Source organism: Pseudomonas sp. GW821-FHT11G12 (assembly GCF_058808055.1).
In genome coordinates, this window is sequence record NZ_JBXARH010000005.1 from 352,067 (window position 1) to 371,607 (window position 19,541).

General features: G+C 57.4%; 18 protein-coding genes. 10 read left to right on the forward strand and 8 right to left on the reverse strand.

Annotated features, from left to right (window positions below; translation table 11 throughout):
- Nucleotides 1-100 precede the first annotated feature (100 nt).
- Nucleotides 101-1,153, reverse strand: a complete 1,053-nt coding sequence (locus tag AC1RR7_RS17955; protein WP_493158115.1) for a diguanylate cyclase — start codon at nt 1,151-1,153, stop codon at nt 101-103.
- A 147-nt stretch (nt 1,154-1,300) separates the two neighbouring features.
- Nucleotides 1,301-1,909: a TetR/AcrR family transcriptional regulator gene (locus AC1RR7_RS17960; RefSeq protein WP_102621054.1), complete on the reverse strand. Its 609-nt coding sequence runs from the start codon at nt 1,907-1,909 to the stop codon at nt 1,301-1,303.
- A gap of 214 nt (nt 1,910-2,123) precedes the next feature.
- Between AC1RR7_RS17960 and AC1RR7_RS17965 the strand changes: the two genes are divergently transcribed.
- On the forward strand, nt 2,124-3,176 hold the full coding sequence (locus AC1RR7_RS17965) for an MBL fold metallo-hydrolase (protein WP_493072558.1): 1,053 nt from the start codon (nt 2,124-2,126) through the stop codon (nt 3,174-3,176).
- 38 nt (nt 3,177-3,214) lie between these two features.
- On the opposite strand, the gene AC1RR7_RS17970 is transcribed toward AC1RR7_RS17965, so the two are convergent.
- Nucleotides 3,215-3,526, reverse strand: coding sequence for a helix-turn-helix domain-containing protein (locus AC1RR7_RS17970; RefSeq protein WP_493072559.1), 312 nt, complete (start codon nt 3,524-3,526; stop codon nt 3,215-3,217).
- Nucleotides 3,527-3,619: 93 nt separating this feature from the next.
- Complete coding sequence (locus tag AC1RR7_RS17975) at nt 3,620-4,387, reverse strand: AraC family transcriptional regulator (RefSeq protein ID WP_493158084.1); 768 nt, start codon at nt 4,385-4,387, stop codon at nt 3,620-3,622.
- A gap of 112 nt (nt 4,388-4,499) precedes the next feature.
- On the opposite strand from AC1RR7_RS17975, the gene AC1RR7_RS17980 reads away from it, so the two are divergent.
- The 3 genes from AC1RR7_RS17980 to AC1RR7_RS17990 all read left to right on the forward strand — a co-directional run bounded on the left by AC1RR7_RS17980 (nt 4,500) and on the right by AC1RR7_RS17990 (nt 7,883).
- Complete coding sequence (locus tag AC1RR7_RS17980; protein ID WP_493158085.1) at nt 4,500-5,327, forward strand: sulfite exporter TauE/SafE family protein; 828 nt, start codon at nt 4,500-4,502, stop codon at nt 5,325-5,327.
- 90 nt (nt 5,328-5,417) lie between these two features.
- On the forward strand, nt 5,418-6,566 hold the full coding sequence (locus AC1RR7_RS17985; RefSeq protein WP_493158086.1) for a hypothetical protein: 1,149 nt from the start codon (nt 5,418-5,420) through the stop codon (nt 6,564-6,566).
- Nucleotides 6,567-6,692: 126 nt separating this feature from the next.
- The gene (locus AC1RR7_RS17990; protein ID WP_493158087.1) at nt 6,693-7,883 is read left to right on the forward strand and encodes a hypothetical protein; all 1,191 of its coding nucleotides are present in this window, start codon (nt 6,693-6,695) and stop codon (nt 7,881-7,883) included.
- 3 nt (nt 7,884-7,886) lie between these two features.
- Here the strand turns inward: AC1RR7_RS17990 and AC1RR7_RS17995 are convergent, their stop codons facing one another.
- A complete protein-coding gene (locus AC1RR7_RS17995) occupies nt 7,887-8,873 on the reverse strand; it encodes a hypothetical protein (protein ID WP_493158088.1) in 987 nt (328 codons plus the stop codon).
- 261 nt (nt 8,874-9,134) lie between these two features.
- Here AC1RR7_RS17995 and AC1RR7_RS18000 point away from each other — a divergent pair, with 261 nt between their 5' ends.
- Nucleotides 9,135-9,947 (forward strand): HNH endonuclease, encoded by an 813-nt coding sequence (locus AC1RR7_RS18000; protein ID WP_493158089.1) that lies wholly within the window; start codon nt 9,135-9,137, stop codon nt 9,945-9,947.
- A 126-nt stretch (nt 9,948-10,073) separates the two neighbouring features.
- Here the strand turns inward: AC1RR7_RS18000 and AC1RR7_RS18005 are convergent, their stop codons facing one another.
- The 3 genes from AC1RR7_RS18005 to AC1RR7_RS18015 all read right to left on the reverse strand — a co-directional run bounded on the left by AC1RR7_RS18005 (nt 10,074) and on the right by AC1RR7_RS18015 (nt 13,023).
- Nucleotides 10,074-10,607, reverse strand: coding sequence for a BRO-N domain-containing protein (locus tag AC1RR7_RS18005; RefSeq protein ID WP_134334342.1), 534 nt, complete (start codon nt 10,605-10,607; stop codon nt 10,074-10,076).
- Between the two features lie 346 nt (nt 10,608-10,953).
- A complete protein-coding gene (locus AC1RR7_RS18010) occupies nt 10,954-12,201 on the reverse strand; it encodes a ribonucleotide-diphosphate reductase subunit beta (protein WP_096818122.1) in 1,248 nt (415 codons plus the stop codon).
- Nucleotides 12,202-12,762: 561 nt separating this feature from the next.
- Entirely contained in the window at nt 12,763-13,023 is a 261-nt protein-coding gene (locus AC1RR7_RS18015; protein ID WP_102621035.1) for a DUF2790 domain-containing protein, read from the reverse strand.
- A gap of 463 nt (nt 13,024-13,486) precedes the next feature.
- On the opposite strand from AC1RR7_RS18015, the gene acs reads away from it, so the two are divergent.
- From acs to AC1RR7_RS18040, 5 genes are all read left to right on the forward strand, one after another.
- Complete coding sequence (gene acs, locus AC1RR7_RS18020; RefSeq protein WP_102621034.1) at nt 13,487-15,442, forward strand: acetate--CoA ligase; 1,956 nt, start codon at nt 13,487-13,489, stop codon at nt 15,440-15,442.
- 717 nt (nt 15,443-16,159) lie between these two features.
- Nucleotides 16,160-16,933, forward strand: a complete 774-nt coding sequence (locus AC1RR7_RS18025) for an ABC transporter substrate-binding protein (RefSeq protein ID WP_096818116.1) — start codon at nt 16,160-16,162, stop codon at nt 16,931-16,933.
- Nucleotides 16,934-17,024: 91 nt separating this feature from the next.
- Complete coding sequence (locus tag AC1RR7_RS18030) at nt 17,025-17,714, forward strand: ABC transporter permease (RefSeq protein ID WP_096818114.1); 690 nt, start codon at nt 17,025-17,027, stop codon at nt 17,712-17,714.
- Nucleotides 17,711-18,409, forward strand: coding sequence for an ABC transporter permease (locus tag AC1RR7_RS18035; RefSeq protein ID WP_102621033.1), 699 nt, complete (start codon nt 17,711-17,713; stop codon nt 18,407-18,409). The genes AC1RR7_RS18030 and AC1RR7_RS18035 overlap by 4 nt, the downstream gene beginning before the upstream one ends.
- A 1-nt stretch (nt 18,410) precedes the next feature.
- The gene (locus tag AC1RR7_RS18040; protein ID WP_102621032.1) at nt 18,411-19,523 is read left to right on the forward strand and encodes a succinylglutamate desuccinylase/aspartoacylase family protein; all 1,113 of its coding nucleotides are present in this window, start codon (nt 18,411-18,413) and stop codon (nt 19,521-19,523) included.
- Nucleotides 19,524-19,541 lie beyond the last annotated feature (18 nt).

A 19,541-nucleotide genomic window follows, 5' to 3' on the forward strand; every position in this document is an offset into this window, starting at 1 on the left:
TGACTTCATAGTGCCAGCATCCAGGCTGACAGCTCGATCTTATACAAAGTTTATAAAGTTGTACAAGAAAGTGGTTGATCCGGATCTTGTACAACGCTTGTCAGGCGCTGGAACGGCTCAACGCTACGCTGATCGTGTTACGGCCCGTGTGCTTGGCGGTGTACAACGCTTTGTCGGCGTCATCCAGCCAGTCGAGGGCGTCCGGGCAGGTCAGTTGGAAACGCGCCAGTCCGATGCTCAGGCTGACCCGCAACTCGGGCACCTCGGGATGGCGGTACTGATGCAGAGCCTGGCGCAGTTGCTCCATCAGGGCTTCGGCTTTGCTCAGCGGCAGGTTGGGCAGGATTACGCAGAATTCGTCGCCGCCGTAACGCCCGGCCAGCTCACTTTCATCCAGCACGGATTTCAGTTCGCGACTCAGTTGTTGCAGCACCGCGTCGCCGACGATGTGCCCGTAACTGTCATTGATCACCTTGAAATGATCGATGTCGATCAGTGCCAGGGTGGCTTGGCTGTTGTGGTCGCGGCACTGCTGGAACTTGAGGTGCAGCAGGTCTTTCCAGGCGCCGTGGTTGAGCAGGCCGGTGAGGCTGTCGGTGCGGCTCAGGGCGCTCAAGGTGCGTTTGTGTTCGGCGAGTTTGATCGCCAGTTGGTAACAGACCATCCCCAGTGCAAGCGGATAAAGAGTGAGCATCGGCAGGCACGCCCAGACCTGGGTTTGCGTGGTGGTCAGGTTGAACTTGACCCCGAACACTGACCAGCCCAACAGCACGCCGATCAGCTGGGCGAGGGCGCCGAGCAGGAACAGCCGCCGGCCACCGGCGGCCACATTGTTCATGGTCATCATTGACAGAATGGTCACGGCGGTCAGCGGGTTGAACTGGAAACACGCGGTCCAGAAACCACCGAACACCGAGTCATAAAGCAGGTTGCGACGTTCGGCGCGGTAGGGGAAAGCCGAACGGGTCGACCATTGATAGGCGACGTGGGGCCAGAGAAATCCATTGAACAGCAACAGCGCCCAGAGCCAGGCCGGCATGTTCAACGGATACAGCGCGGCGCCGACACTGAAGAAACCGACGCCCAAACCGATGGCACGTGGCAGGTAAATGCGTCTGGCGAATGACAAGCCTTTGCCGCGTTGGTTATCCATGAGGTTCTTCGCCAGATTCATTCTGAAACACTTTCCAGTGTAATTCTTCAGAGCGACCGTTCATCGGTCAATGACAGATATTGTCATTTATTCCAGCGGGAAAATTCAGTGTCCTTGTGAGCCATTTAATCGTGGCGCAGGCTCGATCTAGAGCTGATAACAGGCCAGGAACATGTCCAGCGCCGATTCGACCACGGCATTTTGCGTTGCGTTGTCGAGCGCCGGCTGGCCCATGGAAATCTGTGGCCAGAAGGCGAAAGACTTGAGCAGGCCCTGTACCTGATGCGCGGCGAATTCCGGGTCGACCGGTTTCAGCCGACCGTCTGCCTGAGCGGCGCGAATCCACACGGTCACGCTTTCCTCACGCTCGCCCATGCGCGCCACCATGTTCTGTGCGCGTTCGGGCGAGTGGATCGCGGCGGCGATGGCGACACGGGCCAGATTCATGAAATTGTCGTCAGCCATCATCTGCAGTTTGGCCAGCAGCATCGTTCGCAATTGATCGCGCAAGGGTTGATCAGGCTGATACGACACGGCTTGCTCGGTGCTGATTCGTGCCCACAACTGGTTGAGAATTTCGGCGAACAGCTCTTCCTTGCTCGGAAAATGGTTGTACACCGTGCGCTTCGACACCCCGGCAGTGGCCGCGATCTTGTCCATGCTGGTGACTTCGAAACCGTTGGCACGGAATTCGGTGATGGCCGCCAGGATGATGGCTTCGCGTTTGCGGTCGGTGAGGCGCGTTGGAGCTGTCATAAATTCGATTCGGCAGGAAATAGATGAAATTACACTCGGTAGTTTACTTGTCATCCGGTTTGATGCAACCTAGAAAGTACACCGAGCAGTGTAATGTTGCGTTAATCGGTGCAACCTAAAACCAGATGTCCGGCTGATGCGTGCGTGCCTTGGCCATTTATCGTCCCACCGTGGAAAACCGTGAATTGCGCGGTTTTTCTGGAGTCATTCAGTCATGGCCAAATCAATTTCTTCCGCGGTCAGTCCTGTACCTGAAGCTTCGCGCCAGGCAGAAGGGACGTTCCGTAACCACGCCCCGGTGCAGCGCGAAGGCGTGCGAAAGATGCTGCGCATCATGTGGAACATGATCTTCCATAAACCGCGCAACACGCGTCCTGCGTCGGCCATTCCGGTACAGCCGCTGACCCGTGCCGACCTGATCGCCGCCCCCAATCACAGCGTCTTTCGCCTCGGTCACTCGACCTTGCTGCTGAAGCTGCAAGACAAATTCTGGATCACCGACCCGGTCTTCGCCGAGCGCGCCTCGCCCGTGCAATGGGCCGGCCCGAAACGTTTCCATCAGCCACCGATCAGCATCGACGAGTTGCCACCGATCGAAGCGGTGATTCTGTCGCACAACCATTACGACCATCTCGACTACGAAGCGGTGTTGAAACTGGCGGACAAGGTCAACGTGTTCCTGACCCCGCTGGGCGTCGGTGACACGCTGGTCAAATGGGGCATCGATGCCAGCAAGATCCGCCAGTTCGACTGGTGGCAGGGCACCGAAGTCGCCGGCATCCGCTTCATCGCCACCCCGTCGCAGCACTTCTCCGGCCGTGGCCTGTTCGATGGCAATCAGACCCTGTGGGCTTCGTGGGTGATCATCGATGGCGATACACGAATCTTCTTCAGCGGCGACAGCGGCTACTTCGACGGCTTCAAACGCATCGGCGAACAGTACGGCCCGTTCGACCTGACCCTGATGGAAACCGGCGCCTACAACGTCGAATGGCCCCACGTGCACATGCAACCGGAAGAAACCCTGCAAGCCCACATCGATCTCAAGGGTCGCTGGTTATTTCCGATTCACAACGGCACGTTCGATCTGGCGATGCATGCGTGGCACGAACCCTTTGATCGCATTCTTGCACTGGCCTGGGAGCGCAGCGTTTCCATTACCACCCCGCAAATGGGCGAGGCGTTTAATCTGGCACAGCCGCAACGCGGGCATGCGTGGTGGTTGGCGGTTGAAGGGGCGAGTGAGGCGGTGGTGCAAGGGGCCTGACTCACTGACGCAGGTTCGCCTCCATGAGGCGGACCGAATCACTCCGCCATCGCATAGTCCCCACGCACCGATTCAACCGTCGAACCATTGCTTGTCGAACGCCCCGGCGCAAACCCCGGAAAGAACACCAGCCCCTGCGCCTCAAACCGATAGGTCAACGCCAGCCGCGCCGAATCCGCCACGTCCTGCTGCGCTTCGAATCGCTGAATATCGTCTACCGAAACCCCTGCCTCCCGCGACAGTTGTTCCACGCTCCAGCCCAACATCCCTCGGGCCTGGGCGCAATGCGTCGGGGTGAACTGGAAAAGGGCGATACGTTCGAGGATGAGGTTCATCGCTGAAGAGGCCATGGTGTGCTCCGGGCTCGAGAGTGCTGATGGAAAATGTACTGTGTTTTTGTACAGTTGTTTTCGGCCGGGATCAAACGCATTTTTTGATTTGCCCTAGTTCGCCGCCTCCAACCAGACGGACGGTGCCTGACCGAGGATCCGACGAAACATTGTCGAGAACGCCGCCGGGCTGTCATAGCCGAAATCCAGGGCAATCCGCGTCACCGCCTCACCCGCCGCCAGCCGTGCCAGCGCCAGTACCACGCAGGCGCGCTGGCGCCATTGACTGAAACTCAGGCCGGTCTGCTGACGGAACAGTCTGTTGAAGGTGCGCAAGCTTACGTGCAGCTGATCGGCCCATTGCAGGGGCGACTGGTGGGCGTTCGGCTGATGCAGAAAGGTCTGACACAGTTCGAGCAGTCTTCCGTCAGACGGCAGCGGTATATGCAACGGCAGCGGTGCACTGCGCACCAATTCATGCAGCAACAAATCGATCAGCACGCCGTCACGCCCGGCAAGGTCATAGGTCAGCGGCAGCTCCACCGCCTCCATCAGCAAATGCCGCATCAACGGCGACACACTGATCACCTGACAACGCTCACCCAGATTCACCGCCCCCGGCTCGATATACAAACTGCGAGTGCTGACCCCCAGCATCAACACCTCATGCGCCACCCCCGGCGGAATCCATACCGCCCGCTGCGGCGGCACCACCCAGTTGCCGTCATGAGTGCTGACCTGCATCACCCCGGTCGCGCCGTACAACAATTGCGCCCGCCGATGCGTATGACGTGGCAACAGATAGCCGTGGGAATAATCCGTACCGATCGCCACCACCGGGCGTGGTGTGTCGTCCAGCAGGTTGATCGAAACATTGCGCATCGAGCGGCATCCAGCGATTGGCGTAAACGCAAACATTATTGGCTGACTTGCTGAGGCAGGCCAAGCGCCGCCGCTCTATCGTCGAATGCTCCCAAACTACGGACGACGCGCCATGTTCTACCTCCTGCTGACACTCTTCGGCTGCCTGACTGGCGTCACCGCCGTGCTCTTCGGTTTCGGCGGCGGTTTCGGCGGCGGCTTCGTCGTCGTGCCGCTGCTGTACCGCATGCTCACCGCCAGCCACGGCGTCGACGACCCCATCGGTCAATCGGCCATGCACATCGCCGTCGCCACCTCGACCTGCGTGATGATCGTCAACGCCCTGATAGCGACCGACAAACACCGCCGCGCCGGCAACCTGATCCGGGATTACCTGTGGCCCTTGGGCGGGTTCATCGGGTTAGGCGCTATCGTCGGCGCAATGGCGGCGGTATGGGTCAGTGGCGAAGTCATTCGTTATACCTTCATCGCCTACCTCGGCGTGACGATTGTCGATTGCCTGCTGCGACGCGGCTTTCTCACACAGTCCGAAGGCGTCATCCCACAGCGATTGGGAACGGTGGAAACGTCCGGCGGTGGTGTAGGCATTGGCACCATCGCGACGTTTCTCGGTGTAGGAGGAAGCGTCATGACCGTGCCGTTATTGCGGCGTTGCGGGTTGAGCATGTCGCAGGCGACGTCGATGGCCAATCCATTGAGTGTGCCTGTGGCATTGGCGGGGACGCTGACGTACATGGTGATGGCGGGGTTCAGCGAGACAGACCTCGGGCCATGGTTTATCGGGTATGTGGATCTGCTGGCGTTTGCGGTACTGACGCTGGGCTCGATGCTGGGGATTCGACTGGCGACGCCGTGGATCGGGCGGATACCGGATCGGGTGCATGCGTGGGTGTATGTCGCGCTACTAGTGATTGTGATGATCAGCATGTGCGTGAATTGAATCTGAAGTTGCTCGATTCCCCACTGCAACCACTACATAATCCGCGGCTACTTTTTGCGAGCAACGGCTCGTTTACTCAAGGATGAAGTGATGCTCCGAGGACTGTTGCGCCTTTTCGGTGTTTTTTTGCTGACGGGTTTGTTTGTGCCGACGCCGACCTGGGCCGACAGCGGCGCGCAGGTGTACACCGGTACTCTGGGTAAATCGCCCATCGTCCTCGAAATAAATGCTCGCACCGGAGAGGGGCGGTACTTCTATAAAAAGTACCGCAAGGATCTGGCACTCGACGGTGCCATGGAGGGGGAAACACTTGTGCTGGAAGAAGGTTCGCGGATGGAGAACTCCCGCCCGACCCTTCGCCTGCAGCCAGCACTTGATGGTTGGAGTGGCGAGTGGACAAGTACCGCCGGTAAATCTCTGAGGATGGAGTTGAAGCCAGCCATCATTCCCGAAGTACCCGCCGGCTCCTTACCCTATCTGGCCAAGTTGCATGATCATGCACCTTACGAGTACTTGCGGTTGCAGGGCGTCACGCTCAAGAAAGGCAAGGTCGACACTTTCATGGGCTATACGCTGCAATGGTGGAGCGAGCCGCAGACCAAAACTTCACTCTTCGAAGTGGTCTCGGGTTACTCCCCTGAGGAGCGTCAGCGTATCAATCAGCAGTTGATGGCGCGTTTGTGGGGTCAAGTGTTGTCGTCATATGGCTGCGGCGGTTATTACGCTCAATCCAGTCAACCACTGTGGATGTCATCGGCAGTGATGAGCGTGCGCATTTCAACCGAATACTTCTGTGGCGGGGCCTATCCGGATCAAAACCAGGAAGCGCTCAATATCGATACAAAGAGCGGCAAGTTACTGACCCTCGAAGATGTCCTGTGGGTCGGGCAGGGCCAGCCAGTACGTCATGAAGAGCGCGACGACTACATCGACACATCATCCGGTTCGTCTGATGTCTGGTCAAAGTACCGCACCACGGAGTTAGCGCCTTGGCTGGTTGCCCAATTGACCAGGCTCTACCCGAAAGACATGACCATCACGCCGGAAGGCACAGACGACTGCGGCTACAACGATGAAGGTCCTTGGGACTTCCCGGGTTGGTATTTCACACAGCAAGGCATCAAGCTCGATCCATCGTTTCCGCATGTAGCAGCGGTGTGCGGATTCGTGGACTGGAGTGTTCTGCCGTACAACATCGTCAAACAACATCCGGGTGGTGTTGCGCTGCAACTGCCATGACGCGACGTTGCATCTCGAATTACATTTCTCGATTACCGGGCACAACCCCGCCATAATCCGCCGCGAATTTTCCAGCGCCGGCACCCACGTCCCGGCGCAACTTCCGACTCATTCAGGGACCGATCCATGCTCAAGGGACTGTTACGCCTGGCGCCATATGCCGTGGCGTTGTTCACATTGATTTCCACTGCCCATGCCGAAGATGGCCGGCGTGTTTTCACCGGCACATTGGGCAAGACGCCGATTGTGGTTGAGCTCAATACCCAGCAACCGGATGAAGTGACCGGTCGTTACTTCTACGAAAAATACCATCGGGACCTGCCCCTCAGCGGGTCATTGCAGGACAGCACCCTGACGCTGGTTGAAGGCAACAATCGCTACAGCGACGACAAGCCACTGCCGACTTTGAAACTGGAAGAAACGGCCACTGGCTGGCAGGGCGAGTGGCAAAGTCCGAAGGGCAAGAAGCTTACAGTGCAACTTTCCGAGGCCAGGCTTCCAGAGCCGACAACTTCTACGCTGCCCTTCATCGCCGCGCTGCCAAACGGCGAGCCGTATGAGTATTTGCGACTACAGGGACTCAAGCTCAAACCGCTGAAGAAACAAGACTTCATGGGCTACACCCTGCAATGGTGGATTGAACCGGAGTCAAAGATTTCGCTGTTCAGCGTAGAGTCCGGTCTGCCAAAAGATAATCTGCAACGGGTTAACCAGCAGTTGCTTGGACGGTTGTGGAATGAGGTCATCCGCTATCACGGTTGCCAACTGCAGGGCGGGGAATACGTCGAGTTCATGCAGGACGCAGAACCCAAAATGATTTCGCCTGCCGTGGTCAGCCTGAACATCTCGACCAGCTATTTCTGCGGTGGCGCGCATCCGGACTTCGGTGATTCACCCCTCAACATTGATGTGAGCACTGGTCATCCGTTGTCGCTCGAAGATGTGTTGTGGGTAGGTGAGGGCAAGCCACTGCTGCATGCCGAACGAGACAGCCTGGGTGACAAGCCTTTGAGCTCGGCTGAAAGTGACGCGCGTTATCAGTATGAAAACAAAGAGCTGGTGCCTTGGCTGATCAAGCAATTCACCGCTCTGTACCCCGCAGAAATGAAGAAGCCAACGCAAGACGATGATTGCGACTTCACGGAAGAAAGCGTTTGGGGTTCTTCGCCGTGGTACTTCACTGCGAAAGGTTTGTACTTGGGCGCCTACTTCGCCCGCGTACAACGTTCTTGCGATCGACCAGACTGGTCGATCCTGCCGTACTCCCTGATCAAACAACACCCCGGCGCCGTCAAACTGCAACTGCCCCAGGGCTAACCGTCACGCCAGACCCGGCGCTTCACGAATGATGAAGTGATCCAGGTTCTCGATATTGGCATTGAAGACCTCGAAAGGTTTTTCGGGGTTCTTCTTGCCCGGCACCTGCTTCAACTCCGGCGTCACACCATAGAAGAAGCAGAACAACTCCTTATCACTGTCGATAGCGTGTTTGATTTCTTCCAGAAACGCCTTGCGCTTGCGGTAGTTGTCGATCAGCTTTTTGTTGAGATAGACACTGACCGGATAAGGCTTCTTCTTACTGTCATCCGGTTTCTTGAACCAGACCTTGTCTTCGAAATCGATCCGGAAACTGGCGCTGTGGAAGTCCTCGATCTTCTTGATCCGGCCCCAGTAAATCAGCCCCTTGTTGTCCATCAAGTACTCGATCTTCTTGAAGAACGAACTGTAAGGCGCCGTATGCTCGCCAATCTTCAACGGCATGCGCTTGAGCAAATCCTTGTCCGCGAAGTTCGACACAAAACACTCCACGGGGTGAGCGAAGACACTGGTCTTGTCCGGCGCCGTCTCACGACTCGGCGATTCTTTTGAAGGGGAAGTCGCCACCCGCACCGGATCATCCCGCAACACATCCGCCGCCCCCGCAGGCACAGCAGGCTTGCGCACATACTCACGGCGCGTCAGCAACAACTCCGACGGGAAATGCTCCTCACGCCCGTCATCCAATTCCCCATCCGCCGCCTCAACCCCCGACGCCGACGTCTTCAAACTCACATACGGACAACCCGCCACATGCTGCGTACCGGGCAGATTCTTGAAGTGCGGCGTGCGCACGTAATTCACATTCTTGGCGTTGAACGTACCCAACTCGTTGGAAGCATCGAACGCCGCACGACAGGCGTCGTTGGGGCACTGGAAATGCTCCTTCGCAGAGTCGAACGCCACCGTCTCATCGAAATTGAGATCGCGAACGTCATAGATCGACAGTTTGTCGTCGAGGCTGAGGCAGTAGGCGAGGTCGAATTTCATGGTGGGGCTCGGGTCCTTGAGTGGGGGAGGGGTATTAATAGCGGGAGGTACGTGATGGCGCACCTGTTAATTCACTTTAGTAGCCAGCATCTTCATTTTTTCGGCCCAAGTTCGGCATCTCGGAAGGGCTTTCTTTGCGACACAGGCTCGATCGCTGCTTTCTAGGTTCTGTTTTAAATTGCGAGTGAGAGCCTTCTGTTGATCGTGTAGGAGATTTCCTGAAATTTGGTAGTCTTCACCCTCTGATAGGGAGGTGAGTGGATGCCAGCTGTAATTGCCGAAAATGATGAGTCAAAGTGGGACGACGAAACAGGAGTCTCTTATCACTTTCCGAAGCAGTACCGAGCGATTCTGGCCGAAGGAACGAGGGTGCTGTATTACAAAGGGAAGATGAAAAATAAGGCTTTTTCAGGGCAGCGTCTGAGTACTCAGCCTCATTATTTTGGGGTTGCTCGAATAGGTAAGGTTTACGCGGATGTGAACAGCAAGCAGGGTGATTGGTTTGCTGTCATTGAAGATTTCCAACCATTTGAATCAGCGATCCCGATCAAAGCTGATGGAGAGTATTTTGAGCAGATTCCTGTAAAACTTGAGAAAAACTATTGGTGGAATGGCGTTCGCCCAATCGGTCAAACCGTATTCGACCAAATCTTATCCCGAGCGACGTTGACGTCAGTTCCGATTGATGAGTTCAGTCCAAGCAATATCACGCAGGAGTTTGAAACCAAGATCGTTGGTACTGAAGGGAAAAAAATAATTTACTACGGTGTTAGATATGAACGCTGTCTAAAGCTGAGGGCGCAGGCAATCGCTATTCACGGGCTTCAATGCAAAGCTTGTGATTTTGATTTTGAGAAAGCATACGGAGCTCATGCAAAGGGGTTTATTCATGTGCACCACGTGAAGCCCATTTCCGAATTTGACGAGGATCAGATTGTGGATCCCGAGACTGACTTGATCCCGCTTTGTGCAAATTGCCACGCGATTATTCATAGAAAGCCCCAGCAGCTACTAAGCGTTGAGCAATTGAAAGGAGTTCTCAGTGGGCGTTGGGTTTTTGACGATTTAACCTAATGTGCGAAATGGATTAATAGATCAGCTACCGAGGATTGAGAACCCTCGGTAGTTGCGGAAGCTAGCGCTGCATACGAAACATGAAAAAATGACAGCGAAAATCCCGCGATCCTGCGAGCGCGATACTTAACCGATCGAGTGCTTAGATGACGGAAACAGCTGGGTGACTCTCCTCCACCAAGGTTTAACCACTGTCGCTTGCCGTTGAGTCTGATCGAATAGCAGATAAGGCATATCCCGCAGCCGAATCCAGCCTTCATCCTGCCAATGCAGCAGACTCAATGACATCTCCGGCCAATCTAACAAACTCAACATCGGCCGATCTGAATGTCCCGAGTGTTCTGCATCACGCAAGGCCGGTACCACCTGATGAGTCAGCCATTCACGTAACAACCGATTCCCGGGAACGTAGTGGTACACCAGCAGCGCATACACACCGGACTCGCTGAGCATCAGTTGCTTTTCAGGTTGCCGAAAATACTCAATCCACAAAACGCGACGTTGATCCTTGTCTAGCTTATTGACCATGCGTTCGCACAGATGGACACCCATCAAGCGGCCGACATCGCGAGCGCAGAACCACGTTTGGTTTTCGAGCAGAAGGGCGTGTAGTGCGAGGTTGTGACGAGAGAAGACTGTTACAGAAAAAGGATCGGGCATATCCATTACCTCTACGTTAGATTTTTGGAGGGCCTGACCCCAACGTAGAGTGGACTTAAGAAATCCCAACGAGCGGGGCAGCTCCACCGACGACATGTACGTCTGTGTAACTGGCCAAGCTTTCTACGTTGGGTGTTTCTTAGGCACCTGCAATTGAGCTTAGAGGTGCTTGCAGTTGGCTTCAATGCGAAGCGGCTGTAAGTGCTGTAGGAGATTGAACTCTGCAACGTAGGGACGGAAAAGGGCAACCAGTCGCCCATAAAAAAGCCCCGATCAAATCGGGGCTTTTTGCTTTCTCAATTCGACGACTCAAGCAGCAATCGTCAAATCGTGACGCGCGAGACGATTAGTCCCAGCTCAGAGCACCACCAGTTTGGTATTCGATCACACGAGTCTCAAAGAAATTCTTCTCTTTCTTCAAGTCCATAATCTCGCTCATCCAAGGGAACGGGTTAGTCGTCCCTGGGTACTCTTCCTTCAAACCGATCTGCGACAGACGACGGTTGGCGATGAACTTCAGGTAGTCCTCCATCATCGCCGCGTTCATGCCCAGTACGCCGCGAGGCATGGTGTCACGTGCGTATTCGATTTCCAGTTGAGTGCCTTGCAGGATCATCTGCGAAGCTTCTTCCTTCATTTCGGCGTCCCACAGGTGTGGGTTTTCGATTTTGATCTGGTTGATCACGTCGATGCCGAAGTTCAGGTGCATGGATTCGTCGCGCAGGATGTACTGGAACTGCTCGGCGACGCCGGTCATTTTGTTGCGGCGGCCCATGGAGAGGATCTGGGTGAAGCCGCAGTAGAAGAAGATGCCTTCCAGAACGCAGTAGTAGGCGATCAGGTTGCGCAGCAGTTCTTTGTCGGTTTCGACGGTGCCGGTGTTGAATTCCGGGTCGGAGATGGCGCGGGTGTATTTCAGGCCCCAGGCGGCTTTTTTCGCGACCGACGGGATCTCGTGGTACATGTTGAAGATCTCGCCTTCATCCATGCCCAGCGATTCGATGCAGTACTGGTAGGCGTGGGTGTGGATCGCCTCTTCGAACGCCTGGCGCAGGATGTACTGGCGGCATTCCGGGTTGGTGATCAGGCGGTACACGGCCAGGGCCAGGTTGTTGGCAACCAGGGAGTCGGCGGTGGAGAAGAAGCCGAGGTTGCGCATCACGATGCGGCGCTCGTCGTCGGTCAGGCCTTCCGGGTTTTTCCAGAGGGCGATGTCGGCGGTCATGTTGACTTCTTGCGGCATCCAGTGGTTTGCGCAGCCGTCCAGGTATTTCTGCCAGGCCCAGTCGTACTTGAATGGCACGAGCTGGTTGAGGTCGGCGCGGCAGTTGATCATGCGCTTTTCGTCAACGGCGACACGGGCGGCGGAGCCTTCGAGTTCGGCGAGGCCTTCGGCGACGTCGAGGGAATCCAGTGCAGCCTTGGCGCGGGCCACGGCGGCCGAGTCAGCGGCGGTCACGGCGCGGGCTTCGAGAGCAGCGGCACCGCCGGCGCTGTCGAGGCGGTCCATGTTGGCTTCGGTAGCGTGGCCGGCGTTGGCGCCTTTTACGGCTACTTCACTGTCTTCTTTGTCGAATTCGTCCCAGCTCAGCATGACGTGTCGTCTCCTGCGTGAGGGCCAGATGCCCGTGTGAAAACTGATGGTTGGTTTTTCACACGACCGTACTGGCCGCGTTGGATCTTAAGGAATCGTTTTTTGCAGCAGCTAAGGCAGGCAATAAAACAGAATTTTGTACGGGTTTCCGAGAGCCTCTGACGGGCGCAGGTCAGCGTTGTCGCTGCTGCGGGGCTTCAGAATGGCTTTGATCCCTGTAAGGGAATATTGCTGACCCGATTGGGCGGCATTATAGGGAAAAAAACACCGGCGTGGGGGAGGGCGAAACAGCGCAGGGCGGTCGAGCGAGAGGGTGATTTCGATCGGAGCGAGGGTTTACAGGGCTTTCGCCGGGATTGGCCCCGGAGAATTTTTTTTCATTAATTTTTCTGCGTGTGATTGATTGCTCAAAAAACGAGCAAAAAACCGCGTTTTTCACTATATCTTGTGTTTTGCAACCCTTTTACGTCCCTTCAAACACAACTGAGCCCGACCGAAGCCGGGCTGGAATCGACCCTCAATGTTGCGCTGAGTGATCCGATTCGGTGCAGTCTCAAACCATCAATTGGTGCAGCCGTTACCCATCACGCTGTAACGCAGGATGTGGCGCTGGCCGGTGGAGTCGTCGTACTCCATTTTCATCGGAACCACTTCGCAGACATTCGGAACTTCGCTCATCGATACAACGTTGGCGATGTCCAGGTGAGTGGAGTAAGTGTATTCCTCGATGGCCGGTTGTTGCTGTGCGACATCAGTCGGGACCTCGTCTGCCATGGCGGTTGCGCACAGACTGCTGAGGGCCAGAACCAATAAAGCTTTCATTTGAAATTTACCTTCTTGAGGTCGAGTGGGGTCACGCAACCTTTTTGGGGTTGCGTGTGGAACTTCATCGTTTTGGTTTGTTACTTAAGAGCTGGATTAACGGCCTTCGTGGGGGCTGTAACGTTGTTAATCGCTTTGCCTTGTCGGCGAGGTGAATTCTAGGGAGGCGGGGAGGGGGTAAACAGACTCGGTTTTGATAAACACCTTTGGCAGATTTGGTAACAATCGGCGGATATCGTGATGTCGGTGATGCGACTTTCCTGAGCAATCGACTCGCCCGAATCGCTTGCAGGCCAGATCCCACAAGGGTTGCAGGGTGTTTCGCAAAGGTATTGGTCGCGCGCCTCCGGGGTATCTGGATGTTTTGTAGGGGCTTGTTACTACCATCGTCGAATGGTTCTATACGGGCGCCCCGGCTACAACAGGGTCATACAAAAACAACTATTACACCGAGGTAGGAAAGATGAGTGCGGCTTCCCTGTATCCCGTTCGTCCCGAGGTTCTGGCCAATACGCTGACCGACGAGGCGACCTACAAAGCCATGTACCAACAGTCGGTCGTCAACCCTGACGGCTTCTGGCGCGAACAAGCCAAGCGCCTCGACTGGATCAAGCCTTTCACCACGGTGAAACAGACTTCGTTCGACGATCACCATGTCGACATCAAGTGGTTTGCCGACGGCACCCTGAACGTTTCCTACAACTGTCTCGACCGTCATCTGGCCGAGCGCGGCGATCAGGTCGCCATCATCTGGGAAGGCGACGATCCTTCCGAAAGCCGCAACATCACCTACCGCGAACTGCATGAACAAGTCTGCAAGTTCGCCAACGCCCTGCGTGGCCAGGACGTGCACCGCGGCGACGTGGTGACCATCTATATGCCGATGATCCCTGAAGCCGTGGTCGCCATGCTGGCCTGCACCCGGATCGGCGCGATTCACTCGGTGGTGTTCGGCGGTTTCTCGCCGGAAGCTCTGGCCGGTCGCATCATCGACTGCCGCTCGAAAGTGGTGATCACCGCTGACGAAGGCATCCGTGCCGGCAAGAAAATTTCCCTCAAGGCCAACGTCGATGACGCTCTGACCAACCCGGAAACCAGCAGCATCCAGAAAGTCATCGTGTGCAAGCGCACCGGCGGCGACATCAAGTGGAACCAGCATCGCGACATCTGGTACGAAGACCTGATGAAAGTGGCGGGCACCGTCTGCGCGCCGAAAGAGATGGGCGCTGAAGAAGCGCTGTTCATCCTTTATACCTCCGGCTCCACCGGCAAGCCGAAGGGCGTGCAACACACCACTGGCGGCTATCTGTTGTACGCGGCCATGACTCACGAGCGCGTGTTCGACTACCGTCCGGGTGAAATCTACTGGTGCACCGCCGACGTCGGCTGGGTCACCGGTCACTCCTACATTGTCTATGGCCCGCTGGCCAACGGCGCGACCACGCTGCTGTTCGAAGGCGTGCCGAACTACCCGGACATCACCCGGGTGGCGAAGATCGTCGACAAGCACAAGGTCAATATCCTCTACACCGCGCCGACTGCGATCCGCGCGATGATGGCCTCCGGCACCGCTGCTGTTGAAGGCGCGGACGGCAGCAGCCTGCGCCTGCTCGGTTCGGTGGGCGAGCCGATTAACCCGGAAGCCTGGGACTGGTACTACAAGAACGTCGGCAAGTCCCGTTGCCCGATCGTCGACACCTGGTGGCAGACCGAAACCGGCGGCAACATGATGAGCCCGCTGCCGGGCGCTCATACCCTGAAGCCGGGTTCGGCAGCGCGTCCGTTCTTCGGTGTGGTGCCGGCGCTGGTGGATAACCTCGGCAACATCATCGAGGGCGAGGCTGAGGGCAATCTGGTGATTCTCGACTCGTGGCCGGGTCAGGCGCGCACCCTGTACGGCGACCACGATCGTTTCGTCGACACTTACTTCAAGACCTTCCGTGGCATGTACTTCACCGGTGACGGTGCTCGTCGCGATGCCGACGGTTACTACTGGATCACCGGTCGTGTGGACGACGTGCTCAACGTGTCCGGCCACCGCATGGGTACCGCCGAGATCGAAAGCGCGATGGTCGCTCACCCGAAAGTCGCCGAAGCGGCGGTGGTCGGTGTGCCGCACGACATCAAGGGGCAGGGCATTTATGTCTACGTCACCTTGAAGAATGGCGAAGAACCGAGCGAGCAGCTGCGCCTGGAGTTGAAGAACTGGGTGCGCAAGGAGATCGGGCCGATTGCTTCGCCGGACGTGATCCAGTGGGCGCCGGGGTTGCCGAAAACCCGTTCGGGCAAGATCATGCGTCGCATCCTGCGCAAGATCGCCACGGCCGAATATGACGGGTTGGGCGACATCTCCACCCTGGCCGATCCGGGTGTGGTGCAGCATCTGATCGATACGCACAAGACCATGAACGTCGCGTAAGCGGCGGGTCTGAAGGCTGAAAAGCCCCGTCCGGCATCACGTCGGGCGGGGCTTTTTCATTTGTGGCGTGATCGTTCCCACGCTCCGCGTGGTAACGCCTCTCTGGACGCTCCGCGTCCGCTCGTGGGACGCAGAGCGTCCCGGGCTGCATTCCCACGCGGAGCGTGGGAACGATCAGTTACGGGGTGTGGCCGGATTCAGGGCGCGGGCGATCTTCGGCCAATAATTATCGAATTGCTCTGTCAGCCTATTCCCACTGTTACCCCTCAGCCTTCAAGTAACTGAATGTGTAACCGCCTGCTCCGCAACGGGGCGATGGGAAACGCTGCGCCCTGTTTCAGGGCCTCAAAACACCCTGTGAAAAATAAGACATCACCCCGCGCTTGCCGGATTAGAAGGGTTTGCGAATAATAGGCCCGCAATTTGCAGCATAGATCGGTTCACTGTCTTTCGCTCTTGCATGAAATTGCGGAGCTGTCAATGTGCTCAAGCGGGTTTCTCGGTGCATCTGTAATTAGTTGTCGCATTGAAGAAATATCGGCTTCGGGCCTGTCGTTAGAATGCCGATCACTCGCTCGTCGTGGCTCGTGTTGAAATCGCTGACGGTTTCAATGGGAAATTTCCCACAGATGCAGCACCGCTTTCCCGATTCACCCATTCGCATATTGGGCTGTCGCTCACTCTGCCGTTTTTGCCCTTTACCGATGGAGTCCCAAGATGAAGAAACTTGTGCTGCTTGGCGCCCTGGCACTGTCCGTGCTGTCCCTGCCGACATTCGCCGATGAAAAGCCTCTGAAGATCGGTATCGAAGCGGCTTACCCTCCATTTGCTTCCAAAGCGCCGGACGGCAGCATCGTCGGTTTCGACTACGACATCGGCAACGCCCTGTGCGAAGAGATGAAGGTCAAGTGCCAGTGGGTCGAGCAAGAATTCGACGGTCTGATCCCGGCACTGAAAGTGCGCAAGATCGACGCGATCCTGTCGTCCATGTCCATCACTGACGACCGCAAGAAGTCCGTGGACTTCACCAACAAGTACTACAACACCCCAGCTCGCCTGGTCATGAAAGAAGGCACCGCTGTCAGCGAAGGCCTGACCGAGCTGAAGGGCAAGAACATCGGCGTGCAGCGTGGTTCGATCCACGAGCGTTTCGCCCGCGAAGTCCTGGCCCCGCTGGGTGCCGAAATCAAGCCATACGGCTCGCAGAACGAAATCTACCTCGACGTGGCCGCCGGTCGCCTCGACGGCACCGTGGCTGACGCTACGCTGTTGAATGACGGCTTCCTGAAAACCGACGCCGGCAAAGGCTTCGCGTTCGTCGGCCCGGCCTTCACCGACGTCAAATACTTCGGCGACGGCGTAGGTATCGCGGTGCGCAAGGGCGACGCCCTGAAAGACAAGATCAATACTGCCATCGCGGCCATTCGCGAAAACGGCAAGTACAAGCAAATCCAGGACAAGTACTTCGACTTCGACATTTACGGCAAGTAAAGACGTCGCTCGACCCGTCCGAAATGGCGCAAGCAACAGGATCTCTGCGGTTTGCGCCATTTTTTCATCCCAACTTTCGAGGACCTGAATCATGTTGAAAGGCTACGGGGCTGTCATCCTCGATGGCGCTTGGCTGACGCTTCAGCTCGCCTTGTCGTCCATGGCCCTGGCCATCGTTCTCGGGCTGATCGGTGTCGCATTGCGCCTGTCGCCAGTGCGCTGGCTGGCCTGGCTGGGCGATCTGTATTCCACGGTGATCCGCGGGATTCCCGATCTGGTGCTGATCCTGCTGATCTTCTACGGCGGCCAGGACTTGCTCAACCGCGTCGCGCCGATGCTCGGCTATGACGACTACATCGACCTGAACCCGTTGGCCGCCGGTATCGGCACCCTCGGTTTCATCTTCGGTGCGTACCTGTCGGAAACCTTCCGTGGCGCGTTCATGGCGATCCCCAAAGGTCAGGCCGAAGCGGGCATGGCGTACGGCATGAGCAGCGTCCAAGTGTTCTTTCGCGTGCTGGTGCCGCAGATGATTCGTCTGGCGATTCCGGGCTTCACCAACAACTGGCTGGTGTTGACCAAGGCCACCGCGCTGATTTCCGTGGTCGGTCTGCAAGACATGATGTTCAAGGCCAAGCAGGCGGCCGACGCCACCCGCGAGCCTTTCACCTTCTTCCTCGCAGTGGCGGCGATGTACCTGGTGATCACCAGTGTCTCGTTGCTGGCGCTGCGTCACCTTGAGAAGCGCTACTCGGTAGGCGTAAGGGCGGCTGATCTATGATCTTCGACTACAACGTCATTTGGGAGGCCCTGCCGCTGTACCTCGGCGGTCTGGTCACCACCCTCAAGTTGCTCGCGCTGTCGCTGTTCTTCGGTCTGCTTGCGGCCCTGCCGCTGGGGCTGATGCGCGTCTCGAAGAATGCCGTCGTCAACATGACGGCGTGGCTCTTCACTTACGTGATTCGCGGCACACCGATGCTGGTTCAACTGTTCCTGATCTACTACGGTCTGGCTCAGTTCGAAACGGTGCGTGAAAGCTTCCTCTGGCCGTGGCTGTCCAGCGCAACGTTCTGTGCGTGCCTGGCATTCGCGATCAACACCAGCGCCTACACCGCCGAAATCATCGCCGGCAGCCTGAAGGCCACGCCGAACGGCGAGATCGAAGCGGCCAAGGCCATGGGCATGTCGCGCTTCAAGATGTACCAGCGCATCCTGTTGCCATCGGCCCTGCGCCGGGCACTGCCGCAGTACAGCAACGAAGTGATCATGATGCTGCAGACCACCAGTCTGGCCTCCATCGTGACCCTGATCGACATCACCGGCGCGGCCCGTACCGTCAACGCGCAGTTCTACCTGCCGTTCGAGGCGTACATCACCGCCGGCGTGTTCTACCTGTGTCTGACCTTCATTCTGGTGCGCCTGTTCAAGCTGGCCGAGCGTCGCTGGCTGAGCTACCTGGCCCCGAGGAAGCACTGATATGGAACGCATCGACCACGTTCTGCCGTGGAGCCACCTGGGCAGCGAGCGCCGGATTTCGGTATTTCGCTTCGGTAGCGGTGAGCGTAAGGCCTACATCCAGGCCAGCCTCCACGCCGACGAATTGCCCGGCATGCGTACCGCCTGGGAACTGAAAAAACGCCTCGGCGAACTCGAAGCCAAAGGCCTGCTCAACGGCGTCATCGAGCTGGTGCCCGTGGCCAACCCGCTGGGTCTTGGCCAGTTGCTGCAAGGCAACCACCAGGGGCGCTTCGAGGCCGGCAGCGGCAAGAATTTCAACCGTGATTTCGTCGAGCTCAGCGCGCCGGTGGCCGCTAAGCTTCAAGGACAACTCGGTGATGATCCGCACGCCAACATCCGTCTGATCCGTCAGGCGATGGCCGATCACCTGGCCGCATTGCCCGAGGCCAGCAGCCAGTTGCAAGGCATGCAGCGCATCCTGCTGCAACATGCCGCCACCGCCGATGTGGTGCTGGACCTGCATTGCGACTGCGAAGCCGCACTGCACATGTATGCCTTGCCGCAACACTGGCCGCAGTGGCGTTCGCTCGCTGCGCACCTGGACGTGAAGGTCGGCCTGCTGGCGGAAGATTCCGGTGGCAGCTCGTTCGACGAAGCCTGTTCGCTGCCGTGGCTGCGTCTGTCGCGCCTGTTCCCGGACGCGCAGATTCCACTGGCGTGCCTGGCGACCACCGTTGAACTGGGTGGACAGGCTGACACCACGCCTGCACAGGCCGAAGCCTGGGCAGACGGGATCCTGGCATTCCTCGCCGAACAAGGCCTGATCCGTGGCGAGTGGCCAAGCGCCGAGCGCGAACCATGCGAAGGCATGCCGTTCGAAGGCACGGAGCTGCTCCTGCCGCCGCATCCTGGCGTGGTGAGTTTTCTGCGCAAGCCCGGCGAGTGGGTTGAAGCCGGTGACAAGATTTTTGAAGTGATCGATCCGCTGTCGGATCGGGTCAGCACGGTGTGTGCTGGTACGTCCGGGGTGCTGTTTGCCATTGAGCGGCTGCGTTACGCCCAACCCGGTTTCTGGCTGGCCAAAGTGGCGGGGCGCGATGCGCTGCGCGACGGCCCTTTGCTCAACGACTGACTGTTTTTGTGAGAACCG

What these genes read in the sequence shown, in the direction of transcription:
- AC1RR7_RS17955 (WP_493158115.1), bottom strand. Translation starts at nt 1,153, where the DNA reads ATGGATAACCAACGCGGCAAAGGCTTGTCATTCGCCAGACGCATTTAC.
- AC1RR7_RS17960 (WP_102621054.1), bottom strand. Translation starts at nt 1,909, where the DNA reads ATGACAGCTCCAACGCGCCTCACCGACCGCAAACGCGAAGCCATCATC.
- AC1RR7_RS17965 (WP_493072558.1), top strand. Translation starts at nt 2,124, where the DNA reads ATGGCCAAATCAATTTCTTCCGCGGTCAGTCCTGTACCTGAAGCTTCG.
- AC1RR7_RS17970 (WP_493072559.1), bottom strand. Translation starts at nt 3,526, where the DNA reads ATGGCCTCTTCAGCGATGAACCTCATCCTCGAACGTATCGCCCTTTTC.
- AC1RR7_RS17975 (WP_493158084.1), bottom strand. Translation starts at nt 4,387, where the DNA reads ATGCGCAATGTTTCGATCAACCTGCTGGACGACACACCACGCCCGGTG.
- AC1RR7_RS17980 (WP_493158085.1), top strand. Translation starts at nt 4,500, where the DNA reads ATGTTCTACCTCCTGCTGACACTCTTCGGCTGCCTGACTGGCGTCACC.
- AC1RR7_RS17985 (WP_493158086.1), top strand. Translation starts at nt 5,418, where the DNA reads ATGCTCCGAGGACTGTTGCGCCTTTTCGGTGTTTTTTTGCTGACGGGT.
- AC1RR7_RS17990 (WP_493158087.1), top strand. Translation starts at nt 6,693, where the DNA reads ATGCTCAAGGGACTGTTACGCCTGGCGCCATATGCCGTGGCGTTGTTC.
- AC1RR7_RS17995 (WP_493158088.1), bottom strand. Translation starts at nt 8,873, where the DNA reads ATGAAATTCGACCTCGCCTACTGCCTCAGCCTCGACGACAAACTGTCG.
- AC1RR7_RS18000 (WP_493158089.1), top strand. Translation starts at nt 9,135, where the DNA reads ATGCCAGCTGTAATTGCCGAAAATGATGAGTCAAAGTGGGACGACGAA.
- AC1RR7_RS18005 (WP_134334342.1), bottom strand. Translation starts at nt 10,607, where the DNA reads ATGCCCGATCCTTTTTCTGTAACAGTCTTCTCTCGTCACAACCTCGCA.
- AC1RR7_RS18010 (WP_096818122.1), bottom strand. Translation starts at nt 12,201, where the DNA reads ATGCTGAGCTGGGACGAATTCGACAAAGAAGACAGTGAAGTAGCCGTA.
- AC1RR7_RS18015 (WP_102621035.1), bottom strand. Translation starts at nt 13,023, where the DNA reads ATGAAAGCTTTATTGGTTCTGGCCCTCAGCAGTCTGTGCGCAACCGCC.
- acs (WP_102621034.1), top strand. Translation starts at nt 13,487, where the DNA reads ATGAGTGCGGCTTCCCTGTATCCCGTTCGTCCCGAGGTTCTGGCCAAT.
- AC1RR7_RS18025 (WP_096818116.1), top strand. Translation starts at nt 16,160, where the DNA reads ATGAAGAAACTTGTGCTGCTTGGCGCCCTGGCACTGTCCGTGCTGTCC.
- AC1RR7_RS18030 (WP_096818114.1), top strand. Translation starts at nt 17,025, where the DNA reads ATGTTGAAAGGCTACGGGGCTGTCATCCTCGATGGCGCTTGGCTGACG.
- AC1RR7_RS18035 (WP_102621033.1), top strand. Translation starts at nt 17,711, where the DNA reads ATGATCTTCGACTACAACGTCATTTGGGAGGCCCTGCCGCTGTACCTC.
- AC1RR7_RS18040 (WP_102621032.1), top strand. Translation starts at nt 18,411, where the DNA reads ATGGAACGCATCGACCACGTTCTGCCGTGGAGCCACCTGGGCAGCGAG.